Annotated in this window: 11 protein-coding genes; 9 read left to right on the top strand and 2 right to left on the bottom strand. The window is 74.6% G+C overall.

The features are described from left to right. The first annotated feature begins 34 nt into the window (after positions 1-34). Positions 35-1,066 (top strand): serine hydrolase domain-containing protein, encoded by a 1,032-nt coding sequence (locus AC07AW_RS27925; RefSeq protein WP_478818200.1) that lies wholly within the window; start codon positions 35-37, stop codon positions 1,064-1,066. On the opposite strand, the gene AC07AW_RS27920 is transcribed toward AC07AW_RS27925, so the two are convergent. Beyond that, a complete protein-coding gene (locus tag AC07AW_RS27920) occupies positions 1,063-3,930 on the bottom strand; it encodes an AfsR/SARP family transcriptional regulator (RefSeq protein ID WP_478818199.1) in 2,868 nt (955 codons plus the stop codon). The genes AC07AW_RS27925 and AC07AW_RS27920 overlap by 4 nt on opposite strands. A gap of 138 nt (positions 3,931-4,068) precedes the next feature. Between AC07AW_RS27920 and AC07AW_RS27915 the strand changes: the two genes are divergently transcribed. The 4 genes from AC07AW_RS27915 (at position 4,069) to AC07AW_RS27900 (ending at position 8,265) form a co-directional block, all read left to right on the top strand. After that, positions 4,069-5,514 (top strand): glyceraldehyde-3-phosphate dehydrogenase, encoded by a 1,446-nt coding sequence (locus tag AC07AW_RS27915; RefSeq protein WP_030689790.1) that lies wholly within the window; start codon positions 4,069-4,071, stop codon positions 5,512-5,514. 119 nt (positions 5,515-5,633) lie between these two features. Further along, the gene (locus AC07AW_RS27910) at positions 5,634-6,449 is read left to right on the top strand and encodes a DUF817 domain-containing protein (RefSeq protein ID WP_478818198.1); all 816 of its coding nucleotides are present in this window, start codon (positions 5,634-5,636) and stop codon (positions 6,447-6,449) included. A gap of 141 nt (positions 6,450-6,590) precedes the next feature. Then, positions 6,591-6,794, top strand: a complete 204-nt coding sequence (locus AC07AW_RS27905) for a cold-shock protein (protein WP_015031667.1) — start codon at positions 6,591-6,593, stop codon at positions 6,792-6,794. A 94-nt stretch (positions 6,795-6,888) separates the two neighbouring features. Then, complete coding sequence (locus tag AC07AW_RS27900) at positions 6,889-8,265, top strand: DEAD/DEAH box helicase (protein ID WP_478818197.1); 1,377 nt, start codon at positions 6,889-6,891, stop codon at positions 8,263-8,265. 141 nt (positions 8,266-8,406) lie between these two features. Here the strand turns inward: AC07AW_RS27900 and AC07AW_RS27895 are convergent, their stop codons facing one another. Further along, the gene (locus AC07AW_RS27895) at positions 8,407-10,977 is read right to left on the bottom strand and encodes an MDR family MFS transporter (protein ID WP_478818196.1); all 2,571 of its coding nucleotides are present in this window, start codon (positions 10,975-10,977) and stop codon (positions 8,407-8,409) included. A 463-nt stretch (positions 10,978-11,440) separates the two neighbouring features. On the opposite strand from AC07AW_RS27895, the gene AC07AW_RS27890 reads away from it, so the two are divergent. From AC07AW_RS27890 to AC07AW_RS27875, 4 genes are all read left to right on the top strand, one after another. After that, positions 11,441-14,497 (top strand): AfsR/SARP family transcriptional regulator, encoded by a 3,057-nt coding sequence (locus AC07AW_RS27890; RefSeq protein ID WP_478818195.1) that lies wholly within the window; start codon positions 11,441-11,443, stop codon positions 14,495-14,497. A gap of 122 nt (positions 14,498-14,619) precedes the next feature. Beyond that, complete coding sequence (locus tag AC07AW_RS27885) at positions 14,620-16,074, top strand: hypothetical protein (RefSeq protein ID WP_478818194.1); 1,455 nt, start codon at positions 14,620-14,622, stop codon at positions 16,072-16,074. A gap of 43 nt (positions 16,075-16,117) precedes the next feature. Beyond that, positions 16,118-17,371 carry an AAA family ATPase gene (locus AC07AW_RS27880; protein WP_478818193.1) on the top strand — a complete coding sequence of 418 codons (1,254 nt, stop codon included), beginning with the start codon at positions 16,118-16,120 and terminating at the stop codon, positions 17,369-17,371. After that, positions 17,368-18,627, top strand: coding sequence for a vWA domain-containing protein (locus AC07AW_RS27875; RefSeq protein WP_478818192.1), 1,260 nt, complete (start codon positions 17,368-17,370; stop codon positions 18,625-18,627). Before AC07AW_RS27880 ends, AC07AW_RS27875 begins: the two co-directional genes overlap by 4 nt. Positions 18,628-18,705 lie beyond the last annotated feature (78 nt).

Genomic DNA, 18,705 nt, shown 5'->3' with positions numbered 1-18,705 from the left:
GCCCCGAACCTCCCCGGACCGTCGGAGGCACGCCTTGGCACAACGCAGCGACCCCTTCGAGCGGCTCCTCGGCGAGGCCGCACGCGCGGGCACGTACCCCGGCGCCGCGTGGGCCGTGGGCGACGCCCGCTCGACCCTCTCGTCCGGGGCGGTCGGACTGCTCGACCCGGCGGACCCGGGCGGACCGGCGCGCCCCGACACGCTCTTCGACGTCGCCAGCCTCACCAAGATCCTCACGGTCTGGGCGGTCGTCGGCACCCTCGTCGACGCCGGGAAGCTCGACCTGACCGCCCCGCTCGGCTCGTACTGGCCGGAGGCCGCCGGCCGGCCGCTCGCGGGGGCCACCGCGCACCACCTCCTCACCCACACCGCGGGCCTGCCGCTCCGCGCCAACCTCCGGCACCTGTACGGCTCCGATCCGCAGGACGTCCGCGACGGCGTCCTCGCCGAGCCGCTCCGGCACCGGCCCGGGGAGGCCGTCGCGTACACCGACCGGGCGGCGCTGATCCTCGGCTACCTCGCCGAGCACCTCACCCGGCAGCCGCTCCCCCGGCTCGCGCAGGACCGGGTCTGGACGCCCCTCGGCATGGCGGAGACCCGGTACGGGCCGCTGCCCGCCGGGGCGAGGGAGCGGTGCGCGCCCACGGAGTACGACGCGGAGAGCGGCGCCCCGCTCCGGGGCGTCGTCCACGACTTCTCGGCCCGGCTCCTCGGCGGCGCCTGCGGAATCGCCGGGGTGTTCACCACCACCGCCGACATCGGCCGGTTCCTGCGCCATCTGCTCGTCCCGGAGCCGGGCACCTTCTCCGCGGCGTGGACCGCGGCCTCGCTGCGCGTCCACACGGGGCCCCTCGTCCCGCCGCGCGGCCTCTTCTGGCATCCGGCGCCCGGCATGGAACCGGCGGAGGACGTCTGGGCGCACTTCGGCTTCACCGGCACGGCCCTGTGGGTCTCCCCCACGAGCGGCCGCTGGGCCGTGCTGCTCACCAACCGGCTCCGCCTCACCCGGGACCCGGACCCGCTGACCCGCGTCAGGAACGCCTTCCGGACCCTGGCCTTCCGCTAAGACCGGGTCCCTTCCTCCAGGGCCCGGGACGCGAGGGCCTTCAGGCCCTCCAGGCACTCGTCGATCCGCTTGGCGAGGTTGTGCCGACGGGCGAGCTCCAGGCACGACTCCCAGGTCTCGCCGGCTGCGTCCCACTCCCCGAAGTGGTGGTGGGCGCGGGCCGTGAAGACCAGGCAGTCGGCCGTACCGCCCTGGTCGTTCATCCGCAGGCGGATGGACAGCGCCTCCGCCAGGACCTCGAACGCCTCGTCGCGCTCGCCGAGGACGCGCAGCACGTCGCCGTAGTTGGTGAGGGCGGTGGCGAGGAACACCCCGTGGCCGGTCCCGCGGATCAGCTCGATGACCCTGCGGTAGTCCGCGGCCGCCAGGTCCGGTTCGCCGAGCATCTTGTGGACGTCCGCGATCCGGCTGAGGAGGAGCACCTCGCCGCGGGTGTTCCCGGCCTCGCGGTAGAGGTCGCGGGAGCGTACGGCGTGGACGAGCGCCTGCTGGGAGTCCTCCAGCTGCAGGTACACCGCCGACATGTTGCCGAGGATCGACGCCCGGGCCGCGAGGTCCCCGCGTTCGGTGAAGAGGTCCAGGGCGATCCGGAGGTGCTCCAGGCAGGCCTCGTTGCGGAAGGCCATGCCGTGGGCGACGGCCGTGCGCCGGTGCAGCCAGGCCTGCCCGAGCCGGTCGTCGTGCGCCCGGGCGATGTCCATGGCCTGCTCGAGGCAGGCGTCCCACTCCCCCGTCCACCAGTGCGTGCTCGCATGGCCGAAGAGGCCCACGGCGAGCCGCCAGGCGATGTCGGAGCGGCCGAGCTCCCCGGCCCTGGTGAGGGCGTCCCGGACGGCCGGCAGTTCCTGCGCGGTCCACCGGATCGCCTCGTCGTCGTCCGCGAACTCGGGCAGCGACAGGTTCTTCAGCGCCTCGCCGTCGAGCGGCGGCGGGGACTGGGTCTCGCGGGTGGCCGTGAGCGTCGCGGCCGCGAGGGCCGCGGCGTACCAGGAGAGCAGCCGGAGGAGCGCCGTGGTGCGCTCCTCCTCGGTGTCCTCCTCGTCCCGCTGCGCCGCGTACTCGCCGAGCAGGTCGTGCAGCTGGTACCGGTCGGGCTCGGGGTTGAGGACGAGGTGGGCGTCGGCGAGGACGTCGAGGACGGCCGCGGCCCGGGCCTCCGTGACGTCGAGGAGCGCGGCGGCGGACTGCGGGGTGACCGCGTGCGCCGACCACACCCGCCCCAGGAGCCTGAAGGCCCGTGCGGCCTCGCGCTCCAGGGGCTGGTCGCTGTCCCGCATGGCCACGTAGCTCATGGCGAAGGTGCGGCGGACGTCGAAGCCCCCCATGGCGAGGGTGTCGAGCCGGCCCTGGTGGGGGGTGAGCCGCTTCGCCAGGAGCGCCAGGGGCCAGGAGGGCCGGGAGGCCAGCCGGCCGCCGACGATGTGCAGGGCCAGCGGCAGGCCCCCGCAGGCGGCCATGATGTCGGCCAGCGCCTCGGGCTCGCTCCGTACCCGCTCGGCGCCGGCGAGCTTGGCGATCAGCGCGTGCTGGTCCGACTCCGGCAGCGGGGAGAGCGGGACCTTGGCGGAGCCCGGCAGGTCGGCGAGCAGCTGGCGGCTGGTGATCAGGGCGGCGCTGGGCCCGCCGGCGGGCAGCAGGGGCGCCACGTGGGCGGCGTTGCGCGCGTTGTCGAGGACCAGGAGCACACGGCGCTCGGCGAGCGCCGAGCGGAAGAGGAGGGCGCGGTCGTCGGTGTCCTCGGGCAGGGCGTCCTGGTGGACGCCCAGGTCGGACAGGAACCGGGCGAGCAGCTCGTGGGCCGTGCGCGCCCCGCCGACGCAGTAGCCGCGCAGGTCGGCGTAGAGGGCGCCGTCGGGGAAGGCCTCGCGCACCCGGTGCGCGACGTGGACCGCGAGGGCGGTCTTGCCGACGCCGCCCATGCCGGAGACGACGACGGCCCGGACCCGCGCGGTCCCGGACCCGGCGTCCGCCGGGGCGTCCGTGCCGCCGAGGAGGGCCCGTAAGGCCGCGACCTCGGCCTCCCGGCCCGTGAAGGCGTCCGCCTCGCAGGGCAGCTGGAAGGGCGGGCGTACCGAGGCGGGGCGGGGGCGGTCGTGGGGCGCGGGTTCTCCCGCGAGCACCTCCGCGTATGCCTCCCGGACCGCCGCGCCGGGTTCCGTGCCGAGCTCGTCGACCAGGTTCCGGCGCAGCCGCTGGAAGACGGAGAAGGCCTCGGCCTGGCGGCCGGAGCGGTGCAGGGCGAGCATGAGGCTCCGGTGGAAGCCTTCGCGCAGCGGGTGCTCCCCCGCCAGGGTGGTGAGCGGGGCGACGGCCTCGTGGTGGCGGCCGAGGCGCAGTTCGGCGTCGAAGCTCCATTCGAGGGCCTGGAGGCGCGCCTCCGCGAGCTGGTGGATCCGGAGCGCGGGCGTCTCGGTGTCGGAGTAGGGGGCGAGGTCCGCGAGGGGGGTGCCGCGCCACAGCGGCATGGCGAGCTCGGTCTCCCGGCGGACCGTCTCCCAGTCCTCCCGCCGGTGCGCCTGCCGGACGGCCCGGACCCGGGCCTCGAAGACGTCGGCGTCGAACTCGCCCTCGTGGACGGTCAGCTGGTAGCCGGGGGCGACGGTGCGCAGCCGCTCGTCGGTGCCGCCGTCGGCGGCGGCGAGGACGCGGCGGAGCCTGGTGAGGTGGTTGGCGAGGGCGGCGTCGGCGCTGGCGGGGACCGAGGCGCCCCAGAGGGCCTCCTTGAGGGCGTCCCGGGAGACCGTGCGGTTGGCCTGGAGCAGCAGTGCGGCGAGGAGGACGCGGACCTTGGGGCCGGTCACCGGCCGCAGGTCCGTACCGTCGTGGACGACGAGTGATCCGAGCAGCCCGAACTTCACCACCATGCCCCCGCATCAAGGTAGGAGGGCCCGCCCGCCTGCGGCGGATCCCGACGTGACCCATCGTACGGTTCGGCACCCCTTGATTGATCAAACCGGCCGCGGGTTACCATATGAGCGCCGCCTAGCTCGAAAGATAATCTTGTGACTGTCAATGACGACTCGTTCACCAGCTGGAAGAACCGCGAGGAGATCGCGGAGTCGATGATCCCGATCATCGGGAAGCTGCACCGGGAGCAGGACGTCACCGTCCTGGTCCACAGCCGCTCCCTGGTGAACAAGTCGGTGGTCAGCATCCTCAAGACCCACCGCTTCGCCCGGCAGATCGACGGCGAGGAGCTCTCGGTCACCGAGACGCTGCCGTTCCTCGAGACGCTCACGACCCTCGACCTGGGCCCCTGCCAGATCGACATCGGTGTGCTGGCCGCGGACTACAAGACCGACGACCGCGGTCTCTCGGTCGCCGAGTTCACCGCCGAGGCCGTCGCCGGCGCCACCGGCGAGAACAAGATCGAGCGCCGTGACGGCCGTGACGTCGTCCTCTACGGCTTCGGCCGCATCGGCCGCCTCGTCGCCCGTCTCCTCATCGAGAAGGCCGGCTCCGGCAACGGTCTGCGCCTGCGCGCGATCGTCGTCCGCGGCGGCGGCGACCAGGACCTCGTGAAGCGCGCCTCGCTGCTGCGCCGCGACTCCATCCACGGCCAGTTCCAGGGCACGATCACGGTCGACGAGGCGAACAGCACCATCGTCGCCAACGGCAACACGATCAAGGTGATCTACGCCAACGACCCCTCCGAGGTCGACTACACGGCGTACGGCATCGACAACGCCATCCTGATCGACAACACCGGCAAGTGGCGGGACCGCGAGGGCCTCTCCAAGCACCTGCGCCCCGGCATCGACAAGGTCGTCCTGACCGCGCCCGGCAAGGGTGACGTGCCGAACATCGTGCACGGCGTCAACCACGACACGGTCAAGCCGGACGAGCAGATCCTGTCCTGCGCCTCCTGCACGACCAACGCGATCGTCCCGCCGCTGAAGGCCATGGACGACGAGTACGGCGTGCTGCGCGGCCACGTGGAGACGGTCCACTCGTTCACGAACGACCAGAACCTGCTCGACAACTACCACAAGGCCGACCGCCGCGGCCGTTCCGCGCCGCTCAACATGGTGATCACCGAGACCGGTGCCGCCTCGGCCGTCGCCAAGGCGCTGCCGGACCTGAAGGCCCCGATCACCGGCAGCTCGATCCGCGTCCCCGTCCCGGACGTCTCGATCGCGATCCTGAGCCTGCGCCTGGGCCGCGAGACCACCCGCGAGGAGGTCCTCGAGTACCTCCGCGACGTCTCGCTGCACTCGCCGCTGAAGCGCCAGATCGACTTCACCACGGCCCCCGACGCCGTCTCGATGGACTTCGTCGGCTCGCGCCACGCGTCCATCGTCGACGCCGGCGCGACCAAGGTCGACGGCGACAACGCGATCCTGTACCTGTGGTACGACAACGAGTTCGGCTACTCGTGCCAGGTCATCCGGGTCGTCCAGCACGTCTCCGGCGTGGAGTACCCGACCTTCCCGTCCCCGGCGGTCTGATCTCCGACAGCACGACGGCACCACGGCGCGCCGCACCTCCCACAGGGGGTGCGGCGCGCCGCCGTTCCGCCGCGGGAACGCGGCGAACCGAACACCGGTGCCCCCGCGTCCCTCCCGCCATGAGGACGCTCACCCACGGGATACGTCAACTGCTGCGCTTCGCGGCCCTGGAGGCGCGCTGCTGCGCCTTCGCCGTCGCGCTCGTCGGCGGCATCGCCGCCTCGACCCTGCTGCCCGAGCTGCCGGTCGCCCGCTACGACCTGCTGCTCCTGTACGGCGTCGCGCTCACGGTCCTCGCGTGGAAGGTCGGCTGGGACACCGGCCGGGACGTCGCCGTGATCGCCGGATGCCACGCCATCGGCCTCGTCTTCGAGCTGGTCAAGGTGCGGATGGGCTCGTGGAGCTATCCGGAGGACGCCCTGACGAAGTTCGGCGGCGTGCCGCTGTACGGCGGCTTCCTGTACGCGGCGCTCGGCAGCTACGTCTGCCGCGCCTGGCACCTGTTCGACCTGCGGCTCACGGGCTACCGGCCCCGGGTCACGGCGGTCCTCGCCGGGGCGGTGTACGTGAACTTCTTCAGCCACCACTGGCTGCCCGACGCCCGCTGGGCCCTGGCCGCGCTGCTGCTCGCCGCCACGGCGGGGACCTGGGTCCGGTTCCGGGTCGGCGAGAGCGACCTCCGGATGCCCCTGGCCCTGTCCTTCGTCCTGATCGGCTTCTTCCTCTGGGTCGCCGAGAACGTGGCCACCTACGTCGGCGCCTGGAGCTACCCGGACCAGCTGGACGGCTGGCAGCCGGTCTCCCTCACGAAGTTCGGCGCCTGGGCGCTGCTCGTCACCGTCACCTTCACCCTCACGGCAAATCGGACATTCTTCGTGCATGCCCGCCGAGATCGTGCTACAGTCGAGCCCAGTTGCAGTCGTGGTTCCCAATGAACTGACAAGTGCCTTCGACGATTCGACATCGTCGGGCACTTTATGTGTTTTCGGTGCAGTTTTCCGGACGGGGCAATCATCACGGCGACGCCGGGATCCGCACAGTGCGGTTCCCAGGGCTACGCCCCGAAGGAGATAGTCATGGCTAATGGCACCGTGAAGTGGTTCAACTCGGAAAAGGGCTTCGGCTTCATCGAGCAGGAGGGTGGCGGCCCGGACGTGTTCGCCCACTACTCCAACATCGCCACCTCCGGCTTCCGTGAGCTCCAGGAAGGCCAGAAGGTGACCTTCGACGTCACGCAGGGCCAGAAGGGCCCGCAGGCGGAGAACATCCTCCCCGCCTGACGTTGACACGTCCGACGCGGCCGGGGCCCCCACCCGTGTGGTGGGGGCCCCGGCCCGTCGCATTTTCCAGACTTCTCCACGGACCAGGTGCCGCATGAACACCACGCCCCCCAAGGACGCCTCGGCCGAGGCCGTGACCTTCGCCGCGTTCGGCCTGCCGGCCGACCTGCTGGCGGAGCTCACCCGCCGCGGTGTCGAGACACCCTTCCCGATCCAGGCCGCCACGCTGCCGGACGCCCTCGCGGGCCGTGACGTCCTCGGGCGCGGGCAGACCGGTTCCGGCAAGACGCTCGCCTTCGGCCTGCCGCTCCTCGCCCGCACCGCCGGGCGCCGCGCCGAGGCCCGCAAGCCGCTCGCCCTGGTCCTGGTCCCCACCCGCGAGCTGGCCCAGCAGGTCACCGACGCCCTCGCCCCGTACGCCGAGATCCTGAGGCTGCGCCTGGCCACCGTGGTCGGCGGTATGTCGATCGGGCGGCAGGCCACCGCGCTGCGGGACGGCGCCGAGGTCCTGATCGCCACCCCGGGCCGGCTCATGGACCTCGTCGAGCGCAAGGACTGCCGGCTCGACCGGGTGGCCGTCACCGTCCTCGACGAGGCCGACCGGATGGCCGACATGGGCTTCCTGCCCCAGGTCACCGAGCTGCTCGACCAGGTGCCGCACGGCGGCCAGCGGATGCTGTTCTCGGCCACCCTCGACCGGGACGTCGACGCGCTGGTCGAGCGCTACCTCCAGGACCCGGCCGGCCACTCCGTCGACCCCTCGGCCGCCGCGGTCTCCACCATGGAGCACCACGTGCTGCATGTGCACGGCCCCGACAAGTTCGCCACCGCCACGGAGATCGCCGCGCGCGACGGGCGCGTGATCATGTTCCTGCACACGAAGGCCTCCGTCGACCGCTTCACCAAGCACCTCCTCGGCAGCGGTGTGCGGGCCGCGGCGCTGCACAGCGGCAAGTCGCAGCCGCTGCGGACGCGGACCCTGGACCGCTTCAGGACCGGCGAGGTCACCGTCCTGGTGGCCACCGACGTGGCGGCCCGCGGCATCCACGTCGACGAGCTCGACCTCGTCGTCAACGTCGACCCGCCCGCCGACGCCAAGGACTACCTCCACCGCGGCGGGCGCACCGCACGCGCCGGGGAGTCCGGACGCGTCGTCACGCTGGTCACCGACGAGGAACGCCGGGACGTGGCCCGGCTCCTGACGGAGGCGGGCATCCGGCCCCGTACCACCCGGGTCCGCTCCGGCGAGGCCGAGCTGACCCGTATCACCGGCGCCCGGAAGCCCTCGGGCGTACCGGTCGACGGGAGCGCGCCGAGCCAGGAGGGCGCCAAGCGCGGCGGCGCGGCCTTCCGGGGCATCGGCACCGTCCCGGGCCGCCCGGGCCGCGCGAAGAACGAGTCCCGCCGCGCCGCCGAGGCCCGCAAGACGGCCGAGGCCCGCCAGGCCGCGAGGGTCCGCCGGGGCGGCTGAGGCCGCTGGGGTCCGCCGGGGCGGCTGGGCCCGTGGGGTCCGCCGGGGCGGCTGAGACCGCGAGGGTCCGCCAGGGCGGCTGACCGGTCGGCGTCCTCGCGGAGAAGCCGACGGCGTTCCTGCCGGGGCCCGGCCTCCGGGTCAGCGGTCCCGCTGCGGAGCCCTCGTCGTGACCAGCACGCCCGCCAGGAGGCTCGCGAGGAGCAGCAGCCCGGCAGTGGACCAGAGGACGGCGGAGTAGGCGTCCAGGACGGCCGCGTTCGTCTGCACGACGGACTCGGCCGCCGCTCCCGGGAGCATCCGCGGGTTGACCAGGACACCGTTCCGGACCGCCTCCACGAGGGGCTGCGGCAGACCCTGGAGTGCGTCGAGGCGGCCCGAGACCGCCGACGTGACGACGGTGTCGAAGAGCGGGACGGCCAGCCATCCGCCGAAGCCCTGGGCCGCGAGCACGGTCGCCGCCGTGCCGCCGGAGCCCTGGAAGCCGCCCGTTCCGGTCACGGTGGCGAGCAACGGCCCCAGGGCCGTGCCGAGGCCCAGGCCGACGAGGACGATGCCGGGCAGGACGACGGAGGCGTACGAGCTGTCGGCCTCCAGTCCGGCCAGGAGTCCCGTGCCGACGGCCGCGAGGACCAGCCCCGGGACGGCGAGGAGCCGGGGCGCGAGCCGACCCTGGAGGAAGCCGGCGACCTGGGTGGCGACGAGGACGGCGCCGGCCATGGGGAGCAGGGAGAGGCCCAGCTGGGACGGGGTGTGGCCGAGGGCGTTCTGGAGGTAGAGGGACAGGATCAGGAACAGGGTGGGCGTGCCCACACCGGCGAGCGCGAGCGCGAGGAGGGAGCCCGCGCGGTCGCGGTCCCGGAAGAGCCCGGGCGGGACGAGCGGGCTGCTTGTCCGGGTCTGCCACCACACGAAGGTCGCCAGGAGCGCCGCGCCGGCGAGCAGGAGGAGCACGGTCAGGGGTGTGATCCAGCCGGTCTCCTCGACCCGGTGGAGGCCGAAGACGAGGGCGGCCAGCGCGCCGGTGCCGAGCAGCAGGCCCGGTGCGTCGGGGCGGGCGGGGGTACGGGCCGACCGGTCGTCCCCGAGGAGGGCGGCGGGGACCACGGCGATCAGGGCGAGCGGGACCACGGCGTACAGGCTCCAGCGCCAGCTCATGTTCTCGGCGAGCCAGCCGCCCGTGAACCCGCCGACGGCCAGGCCGCCGGCGGCGAACACGGCGTAGATCCCGAAGGCCGTGCCGCGCTCCTTCGGGTCGGTGAAGCCGCCGGCCACCAGGGCGAGCGCGGCCGAGGAGAGCAGCGCGGCGAACACGCCCTGGAGGGCGTGCGCCGCGATGAGCACCCCGGCGGCGGGGGCCGCTCCGCCGACCGCGGAGGCCACGGCGAAGCCCGCCAGTCCGATGATCGCCACCCGCTTGCGGCCCAGGAGATCGGCGAGGTGTCCGCCGAACAGCAGCAGGGCACCGAAGGCGATCGCATAGACGAAGGACATCAGCCGGAGGTCGTCGAGGGAGAGACCCAGGTCCTGCTGGATGACCGGCAGCGCGACGTTCGTGCTCATCGCCCCGACGAGGACCAGGAACTGCGCCAGGACGGCGGCGACCAGGCCCCACCACCGCCGGGGTGACGGACCCACCGGGCCGGCCGGGGCGGTGGGCGGGCCCCACGCTCCGGGCACGGCGTCCACGGCAGGCCCGAACCCCGGGGCCGCCCGGTTCCCGCCGGCCGGCGCCGTCGGGGTGTAGGCGGGGTGCGGAGGGTACGGCTGGGGCTGGGCCGGGATCCGCGGGTCCGGCACCGGCGCCCGCGTCTCCGGGGCGAAGTCCAGCAACTTGGCGGCATGACGGCCGAGTTGGGCGAGTACCGCTCCGGGCAGCCATTCCTCGGAGGGGTCCGCCGCCATGCGCGCCGCCACGTCCGCGGGTGTCGGCCGCCGGGCAGGATCCTTGTGCAGGCACTCCCGTACGAGATCGATCAGCGAGTCCGGCACGCCCGTCAGGTCCGGCTCGTCCTCCGCGATCCGGAAGAGGTGCGCGCCGAGTCCGGTGTCGGTGGCGCCGAAGAGGAGCCTGCCGGTGGCGGCGTACACGAGGACGGCGCCCAGGCAGAACACGTCGCTGGCCGGGGTGAGTTCGAGCCCGCGCACCTGCTCGGGCGACATGAACCCCGGCGAGCCGATCAGCATGCCCGTGCGGGTGTGCAGGCTGTCCCCGCCGAGGCCGTCCATGGCCCGCGCGATACCGAAGTCGATCACGCGCGGCCCGTCCACGGTCACCAGGACGTTGGACGGCTTCAGGTCGCGGTGGATCAGTCCCGCCGCGTGCACGGACTGGAGCGCCACGGCGAGCCGGTGGGCGAGGACGCGCACCGAGTGCTCGGGCAGCGGACCGAAGTCCTTGGCCACCACGGTGGTGAGGTCGGGCCCGGGGATGTACTGGGTCGCCACCCACGGCACCGGCGCCTCGGTGTCGGCGTCGAGCACGGCCGCCGTCCACTCCCCTCCCACCCGCCGCGCGGCCTCCACCTCGCGCGCGAAGCGCCGGCGGAACTCGGGGTGCTGGGCGTGCTCGGCCTGCACCACCTTCACGGCGACCGTCCGCCCGGCCTCGGACCGGCCGAGGTACACCAGTCCCATCCCGCCCGCGCCGAGCCGGGCGATGAGACGGTACGGGCCGATGCGCGTCGGATCTTCGGTGATCAACTGGTCCACGGCAGCAACATAGTTGAGGTTCGCCCGGCCCGGTGCGGGATCAACCGAACCATGGGCCGCATCACGAGGACGAGCGCCGTCCGGCCTTCCGGGGCCGGACCCTCCCGGCCGGGCCCCGGGTCCCGCGTCCCGGCCGGTCACGGCTGCCCGGGCAGGGCATACGGGTCTCCCGGTACCGGCTGCCGCTGCGGGCGGGGCGCGTACCAGGGCTGCGGCGGGTGCTGCATGGGTCCTGCCTTTCCTCCTCGTCGACCGGGCCTTCGGGCGCCCGGGCGGTCCGGTCGACGGTGGCGACGTCTCCCTCGCTCGACGACGCGGGCCGGCTGCCGCCCCCACGGCGGCAGCCGGCCCGACGGCGCCCACCCTGACGCGGCGCGCTGCAAGGCCGATGAAATGCTGCTGAAGCGAAGGTCTTGGGAAGCGGTGCGGGCACCGCGCGCACGGGGGACGTGGGGGCGAGGACGTGAGTGTGGAACCGATGGGCCGCGGCCGGGCCGGGGCGGGCGGGCCCCTGCGGATCGATCTGCTCGGGCCCGTCCGGGCGCTGCGCGGCGACGTCCCGGTCGTCCTCGGTCCGGTACGGCGGCAGGCGGTGCTCGCCGCCCTGGTGCTGCGCGCCCCGGGCTTCGTGACGTACCGGCAGCTCCTCGACGACGTCTGGGGAGCCGAACCGCCGGGCACGGGCCACCGCGTCCTGCCGAGCTATGTGTACGCGCTCCGCAGGGCACTGGACACGGCGGACGCCGGTCCTGACCGGTCCGTGATCGGCGGCGGGCGCGGCGGCTACCGCTTCGAGCCCGGCGGGGCCCGCACCGACCTCGCCGAGCTCGCCGAGCAGGCGGCGCTCGGCCGGCACGCGAAGGCCTCCGGGGACCTGGCCGGCGCCCTCGACGCGGGCGGCCGGGCGCTCGCGCTGCTCCATGGGGAGCCGCTGCCCGGCCTGCCGGGCCCGCTCGCCGACACGGAGCGGCAGCGGCTCGTCCGGCTGCGCCGGGCCCTGCAGCAGGAGCGCGCGGAGTGCCTCATCCTGCTCGGTCGCCACCCGGAGGCCCTGGACGGCCTGCTTGCGGCGTCCGGGGCCCTGCCGTACGACGAACCCCTCGCCGCCCTGCGGATGCGCGCGCTGTACGGCAGCGGCCGACAGGCCGAGGCGCTCGCCGTCTACCGCGAGACCCGCGCCCGGCTCCTCGAGGAACTGGGCGTGGAACCCGGCGAGGACCTGCGCCGCGTGCATCAGGCGGTGCTGCGCCGGGACGACGCGCTGCTCCTCGGCCGGGGGGCGCGGGCCGCGGGCGCGCAGGCCCTGTGGGCCACCGCCGCGGACCCGGACGAGCCGGTGCACGCCGGCCGTGCGGAGAACCCCGACCGACCGGTCGACGCCCGCCACTCGGGCGTCCCCGACAGCCCCGCCCGCCCGCGTCACAACGAACTCCCCGGTGACACCGCCTGTCTGATGGGACGTGAGGCGGAGATCGCCGTCCTCACCGCTCCCGTCCACCCGGGCGCCGTCTCCGTGATGACCGTGGACGGGACGGCGGGGGTCGGCAAGACCGCGCTCGTCGTGCGTGCCGCCTGGGCGCTCGCCGACGAGCACCCCGACGGATGCCTGTTCGTGGACCTGGAGGCGCACGGCGCGGACGGCCCGCACCGGGCCCTGCGCCGGCTGCTCCGCACGGTACGGGGCTCCGCCGCGGAACTCCCCGCCGAGAGGGACGACGCGGACGGCCTGGCGGACCTGGTCGCGGCCTGGCGGGCGGCCACCAGCGGGCTGCGGCTGCTGCTCGTCGTGGACGGGGCGCGGAGCGCCGAGCAGGTCCGTCCGCTGCTGCCCGCAGGGCCGGGGAGCCGGGCTCTCGTGGCGGGCCGTCAGCGGCTGCCCGGTCTCGACGCCGACGCGAGGCTCACGGTGGAGCCGCTGGACACCGGTGACGCGGTCGGACTGCTGCGCGCGTTCCTCGGGGAGGCCCGGGCGGACCGCGAGCCCGAGGCGGCCGTGGAGCTCGCCCGACGCTGCGGCGGTCTGCCGCTGGCGCTGCGGATCGCGGGCGCCCGGCTGCAGAACCGCCCGTCCTGGACGCTGTCGTTCCTCGCGGGCCGGATGTCCGACGACGCGCGCGGTCTCGACGAGCTGCGGGCGGAGGACCGCAGTGTGGAGGCGGCGTTCCGGCTCTCGTACGAGCGACTCGAACCCGAACTGCAGCGCGGGTTCCGGGTGTTGGGGGTCGTCCCGACGGTCCTGTTCGACGGGCTCGGCCCGGCCGCCGCGCTGGGCCTTCCCCGCGCGCACGCCGAACGGATCCTGGAGGACCTGGTCGACGCGAGCCTGCTCCAGGAGCCGCATCCGGGGCGCTACCGGCTGCACGATCTCGTCCGGGCCCACGCCCGGCGGCTCGCCGACGCGGCGCCCGGGGAGGCGGCCGCGGACCGCGCGGCCGTCCTGCGTCTCTACACGGCGGCGGGCCGGCTGGCGGGCGACTGGGGTCCGGAGGCGTTCCCGACGGGCCCCGACACCGCCGGCGCCCCGTTCGCCGGCCCGCGGGAGGCGGCGGCGTGGCTGGACGCGGCGGGCGGGGAGCTGGTCGACGTGGTGGCGTACGCGGCTGCCGCCGGGGAGTTCGACCACGCCTGCTGGATCGCGGAGGCCCTGGTGGACCATCTGCTGCGGCACGGCCACCCTCACGAGGCCCGGGCCGCCCTCGAACTCGCCCTGCCCTGCGCCGACCGGGCCACCGACCGGCGGATGCCGTCCTCGCTCCGCACCTGCATGGGGGTCGTCGACGTCCACCGGGGTCGGTTCCGGCAGGCGCACTCCTGGTTCACGGAAGCGCTGCACAGCAGCACCGGCGCCCGGGACCGGACCCGGGCCGTCGCCGGAATCGGCGTCTGCGCGTGGACGCAGGGCCGCGTCGAGGAGGGGACCGCACGCCTGGAGGAGGCGGTGGAGCTGGCGGCGGGGCTCGGCGACGACTGGCTGACCAACGTGGTGACCTGCAACCTCGGCGCGATCCACCACCAGCAGGGGCGGCACGAGCAGGCGCTCGAGCTGTACCTCTCGGCCCTCGCGCTCGCCGAGAAGAGCGGCAGGCCCCGCACGATCAGCAGCAGCCTGTGCTTCGTGGCCGATGCTCAACTGGCCCTGGGCCGGGCCGCGGAGGCCGTCGGCGTGCTGCGGCGGGCGGCCGGTCTCGCCCGCGAGGCCGACGACGCGACGCTGTACGCGTCGGCCCTGTCCCGCCTCGCCACCGCCGAACACGCCCGGGGCGAGCTGCACACCGCCGTCGACACCCACCACGAGGCCCTGTCCACGCTCACCGAACACACCAGCACCTGGCTGGAGATGGAGATCCGCATCCGCCTCGGCAGCACCTACGCGGCGGCGGGCCGCCGCGCGGAGGCCCGACAGGAGTTCCGGACGGCCCTCTCCCTTCCCGACGCCGGCGACCACCCAATGCAGTACGACCACGCCCGCGACGGCCTGGCCGCCACGGGCGACCGGGCACAGGACGCCGCCGACCGGTAGGCGCGCTGATCCGCCCGCGCGAAAAAGCCCGTGCCGCCACCGGCGGGAGGTCGTACGATGATCGCGATGACGACTCACCTCCTTCACAGATCGGGGGTCCCGTCCGCGCAAGGTGAGTGCTGATGACCACTCCCCCCGCGTACGAGGATTCCCACCTCTCCCGCTGGCTGCGCGTGCGCAGGTTCGCCGTGCCGCCCTCCATGATCGAGACCGCGACCACCCGCCGTCAGGCCGGGGACTGGGCAGGCGCCTGCGCCGCCGCACACATCGACGTCGATCTCGACCTCCGCGCCCTGGCGCGCAGTCACGGCACGGAACTCGCGGCCCGCGTGCGGGCCGATCTGCGCCTGCTCGCCCCGGACCTGCTGCGCTGGCACATGCCGAGGATCGCCCCCGACGGGCTGTTGCGCCCGGCCCTCACCGTCGCGCTCGCCCGGTACGGCGCCGAGGAGCGCGACGGTACGGCGGCCCCGCTGTGCCTGGTGGCCCGGACCGCGCCCGCCTGGGCGGACTCCGGGCAGCGGATCAGCCTCGCGCTCTGGGGCCCGCCCTCCGGCACCGGCCCCGCGCGCTCCCATCCGCACCCCCATCCGCACCCCCGGTTCCGGCTCGACCTGCACCGCCATCTCTGGGACGCGAGCCGGGCCGGTGAACTACGCACGCGCTCCGGGGCCGACGCACCGCCCCCTGGCCTTCCTGCGCCGGATCCGGACCTGCCGCAGGGCGGACTCCACTGCGCCGTGGACCGGTGGACGGACGAGGCCGCGATCCTGCTGCGCGCCGAGGGCCGGCCGGCAGGCCCCGTGACCGTACGCCTGGGCAGGGGGCGCCGACTGCTCCTGGACGCCGACCCGTCCGGGACCCCGTCGTCCGCGCCGTCCCGGGCCGCCCCGCGGACCGCACCCGTCCGGCGCGCCTCCGCCTCGCCACCCGTCCTGCCGGACGCGGCCACCTGGCTGCTGCCCGATGTACAGCTGTTGCGTGCCGGGCTCGTCGAGGCCGGGCAGCTGCACCCGCTGGTCGCCGCCGCGCTCGTACCCGGCCACATACCGAGCGGTCCGCCGCGGCCGCCCGACCGGGCGGGCGCGCCGCGCCTGGTGGAGTGCCGGGGTGCCGCCCATCGGATCGGCCTGGTCGACGGCGTGCTGACACCGCTCGACCACGACCCGGTCGAACTCCGGCGCGAGGAGCTCCTTGTCGCGCTGACCGGCACCGCGCTCCCCTGCGTACGGGCCGTCGACGAGGCGCACCGGCGTCCGGAATGCCTCACCGGTGTCCGCGAGCGGCTCGACCACGGTGACATCGCCGGCGCGCTGGCCGTCGTCGAGGGCCTGCTCGGTCCCGCCGCACTGCTGCGCGACGGCGCTCTCCGGGACGTGCTGGAGGCTGCGGCGCGGCGGCGCGTCACCTACGGGCTGTACCGGGCCGGGCTCTTCGGCCCCGCGCCCGGCCGGGAGCCCGCTCCCCCTCCCCTGCCCATCCGCAGAACGCGTCCCGACAGCCGCCGCACGCGCACGCGTGGCGCGCACCCGCGCCACGCCCTGTCCGCCTCCCCCTCCTCTTCCACCTCCCGCTGACGGAGTTTCCGTCTCCCCCTTCTCCTTCCTCAGGTGATCTCCCATGCCCACACGTGTGTCCTCCACCGCGGCCTCTGCCACCGAACTCGACGTCGCCGGCACCCTGTTGTCCCTGCTGCGCGACACCACCACCGAGCCCCGGCCCGACCCCCAGCTGGAGGCGCTGACCCTGGCGGTCGCCGCCGACCTGCCGGTGCTCCTGTGGGGTGAGCCGGGCATCGGCAAGACCGCGGCGCTGATCCAGCTCGCCGCCTCGCTCGACCTGCCGCTGACCACGGTCATCGCGAGCGTGCACGAGCCCACCGACTTCTCCGGCCTGCCCGTCGTCGGGGACGACCCCGCGGAACAGGGCGTGCCGATGGCCCCACCGGAGTGGGCCGTGCGTCTGGTGCGGGCCGGCCGGGGCCTGTTGTTCCTGGACGAGCTGTCCACCGCTCCCCCGGCCGTCCAGGCGGCTCTGCTCCGTCTCGTCCTGGAGCGACGGATCGGGACTCTGGTCCTGCCGCCCGACGTACGGATCGTCGCCGCCGCCAATCCGCGGTCCTCGGCCGCCGACGGCTGGGAGCTGAGCCCGCCGCTCGCCAACCGTTTCGTCCATCTGCGCTGGACCCACGACGCCGAGGTCGTGGTCCGCGGCCTCGGGGGCGTCTGGCCGCGCGCCACGCTCCCCCGTCTCGACCCGGAGAAGCTCACGGAGGCCGTGGACATGGCCCGGCGGGCGGTCTGCGGGCTGCTGACCACCCGTCCGGCGCTCGTGCACCGGCTGCCCAGCGGCGAGGCGCTGCGGGGCGGTCCCTGGCCCTCGCCCCGGAGCTGGGAGATGGCGCTGCGGCTGATCGCCTTCGCGACCGCGGCCGGTGTGGCGCGGGACGTGCTCTCCCAGCTGGTCAGGGGAGTCGTCGGGGACGGTCCGGGGCTCGAACTCCTGGCCTGGATCGACCGGATGGACCTCCCGGATCCCGAACTGCTCCTCGCCGATCCCGAGGGGGTCGAGCTGCCCGAGCGCGGAGACCGTCGCCAAGCGGCGTTGGAGGGGGTCGTGGAGGCGGTCGGCCGACGCCCGGAGAAGTCCCGCTGGGATGCGGCGTGGGCACTGCTCGCCCGGGCGCTGGAGTCCGGGGCCCCGGATCTGGTGGTCGTGCCGGCGACGACACTGGCGGGGTTGCGCCGCGAAGACTGGGATGTCCCGGAGTCGATCGAGCGGCTCGCCGGCGTCGTGTCCCTGTCCCGGCGCGCGAACCGGGCGGGCGACCGCGTGACGGCGGCTGCGTCGGCGGGCGCGGGGGCGGGGCGATGAGGCCGGGCGAGGCCGCGCCGAAGGGATGGGCCGGGGCGCTGGATCTGGAGAAGCTGTACGCCGCCCGCCTGCACGCCGTACGTGTCCGGCCGTATCTGGCGACCGCGTTGTTCGCGCTGCACACCGTGGAGTCGCGGGAGGTGCCGACCATGGCGGTGGACCGCCACTGGCGCTGTTATGTCTCACCGGCCTTCGTCGACCGGACTCCGGTGGAGGAGCTGGCCGGGGTGTGGGTGCACGAGGTGACACATCTGCTCCGCGACCACCACGGGCGCAGCGACCGGGTGGCGCGGGAGCGCGGTCTCACGGGTTCGGGCGAGCGGCTGCGGATGAACATCGCGGCGGACTGCGAGATCAACGACGACGTGTTCGGCGACGGGTTGCCGATGCCCGAAGGGGCGGTTCATCCGAAGATGCTGGGGCTTCCCGAGGGGGAGCTCATGGAGGACTACCTGCGGCAGTTCCAGCTCGGCCTGCGGACCAGGGACGCGGGCTGGCTGGACTGCGGCAGCGGCGCCGACGGCCTGGCACGAGCCTGGGATCTCGGGGCGGACGGAGCCCGAGGGCTGAGCGCCCAGGAGCAGGACGCCGTGCGGTTCCGGGTGGCCCAGGCGATCAGCGGCCGGCCGGGGAGCACGCCGAAGGGCTGGCGGCGGTGGGCCGAGGAGGCGTTCCATCCGCCGCAGGCGTGGCGGGAGTTGCTGGGGGCGGCGGTCAGGTCGGCGGCGTACGGTTCCGGCGCCGGGGACGACTACTCGTACGGGCGTCCGTCGCGGCGCTCCGCCTCCGTGCCCGGCGCGGTGCTGCCGAGCCTGCGGCGCAGCCCGCCCCGGGTCTCCGTCGTCATCGACACCTCGGGTTCGGTCAGCGACGCCGAACTGGGCAGCGCGCTCCTGGAGGTCACGGCGATCTCCAGGGCGGTGGGCGGTCGGCGCGATCTGGTCACCGTGCTGCCGTGCGACGCGGCGGCACGGATCGTCCATCCGCTGTGCCGCGCCGAGGGCATCCCGCTCCTGGGCGGTGGCGGCACGGATCTGCGGACCGGTTTCGCCGCGGCCCTGCGGGCGCGCCCGCGGCCTGACGTGCTCGTGGTCCTGACCGACGGTCAGACGCCGTGGCCGGCCACTCCGCCGCCCTGCAGGACGGTGGTGGGCCTGTTCCCGCGCGCACGACGGTTCCGTTCGTGGGACGAGGACGACCCCGACCATGTACCGGCCGGGCCGCCGGAGTGGGCCCGGGTGGTCGACATCGGCTAGGGGGTGCTGTGCGGGACTCTCGCACCACCCCCTGGCCGTCCCCGAGGCGACGTGAGGCGTGTCACATGGAACGTTCGA

It is taken from the genome of Streptomyces sp. NPDC044003, assembly GCF_056435185.1.
Note: the sequence above shows the minus strand (reverse complement) of the source record. Positions and strands in the feature narration are given on the sequence as shown.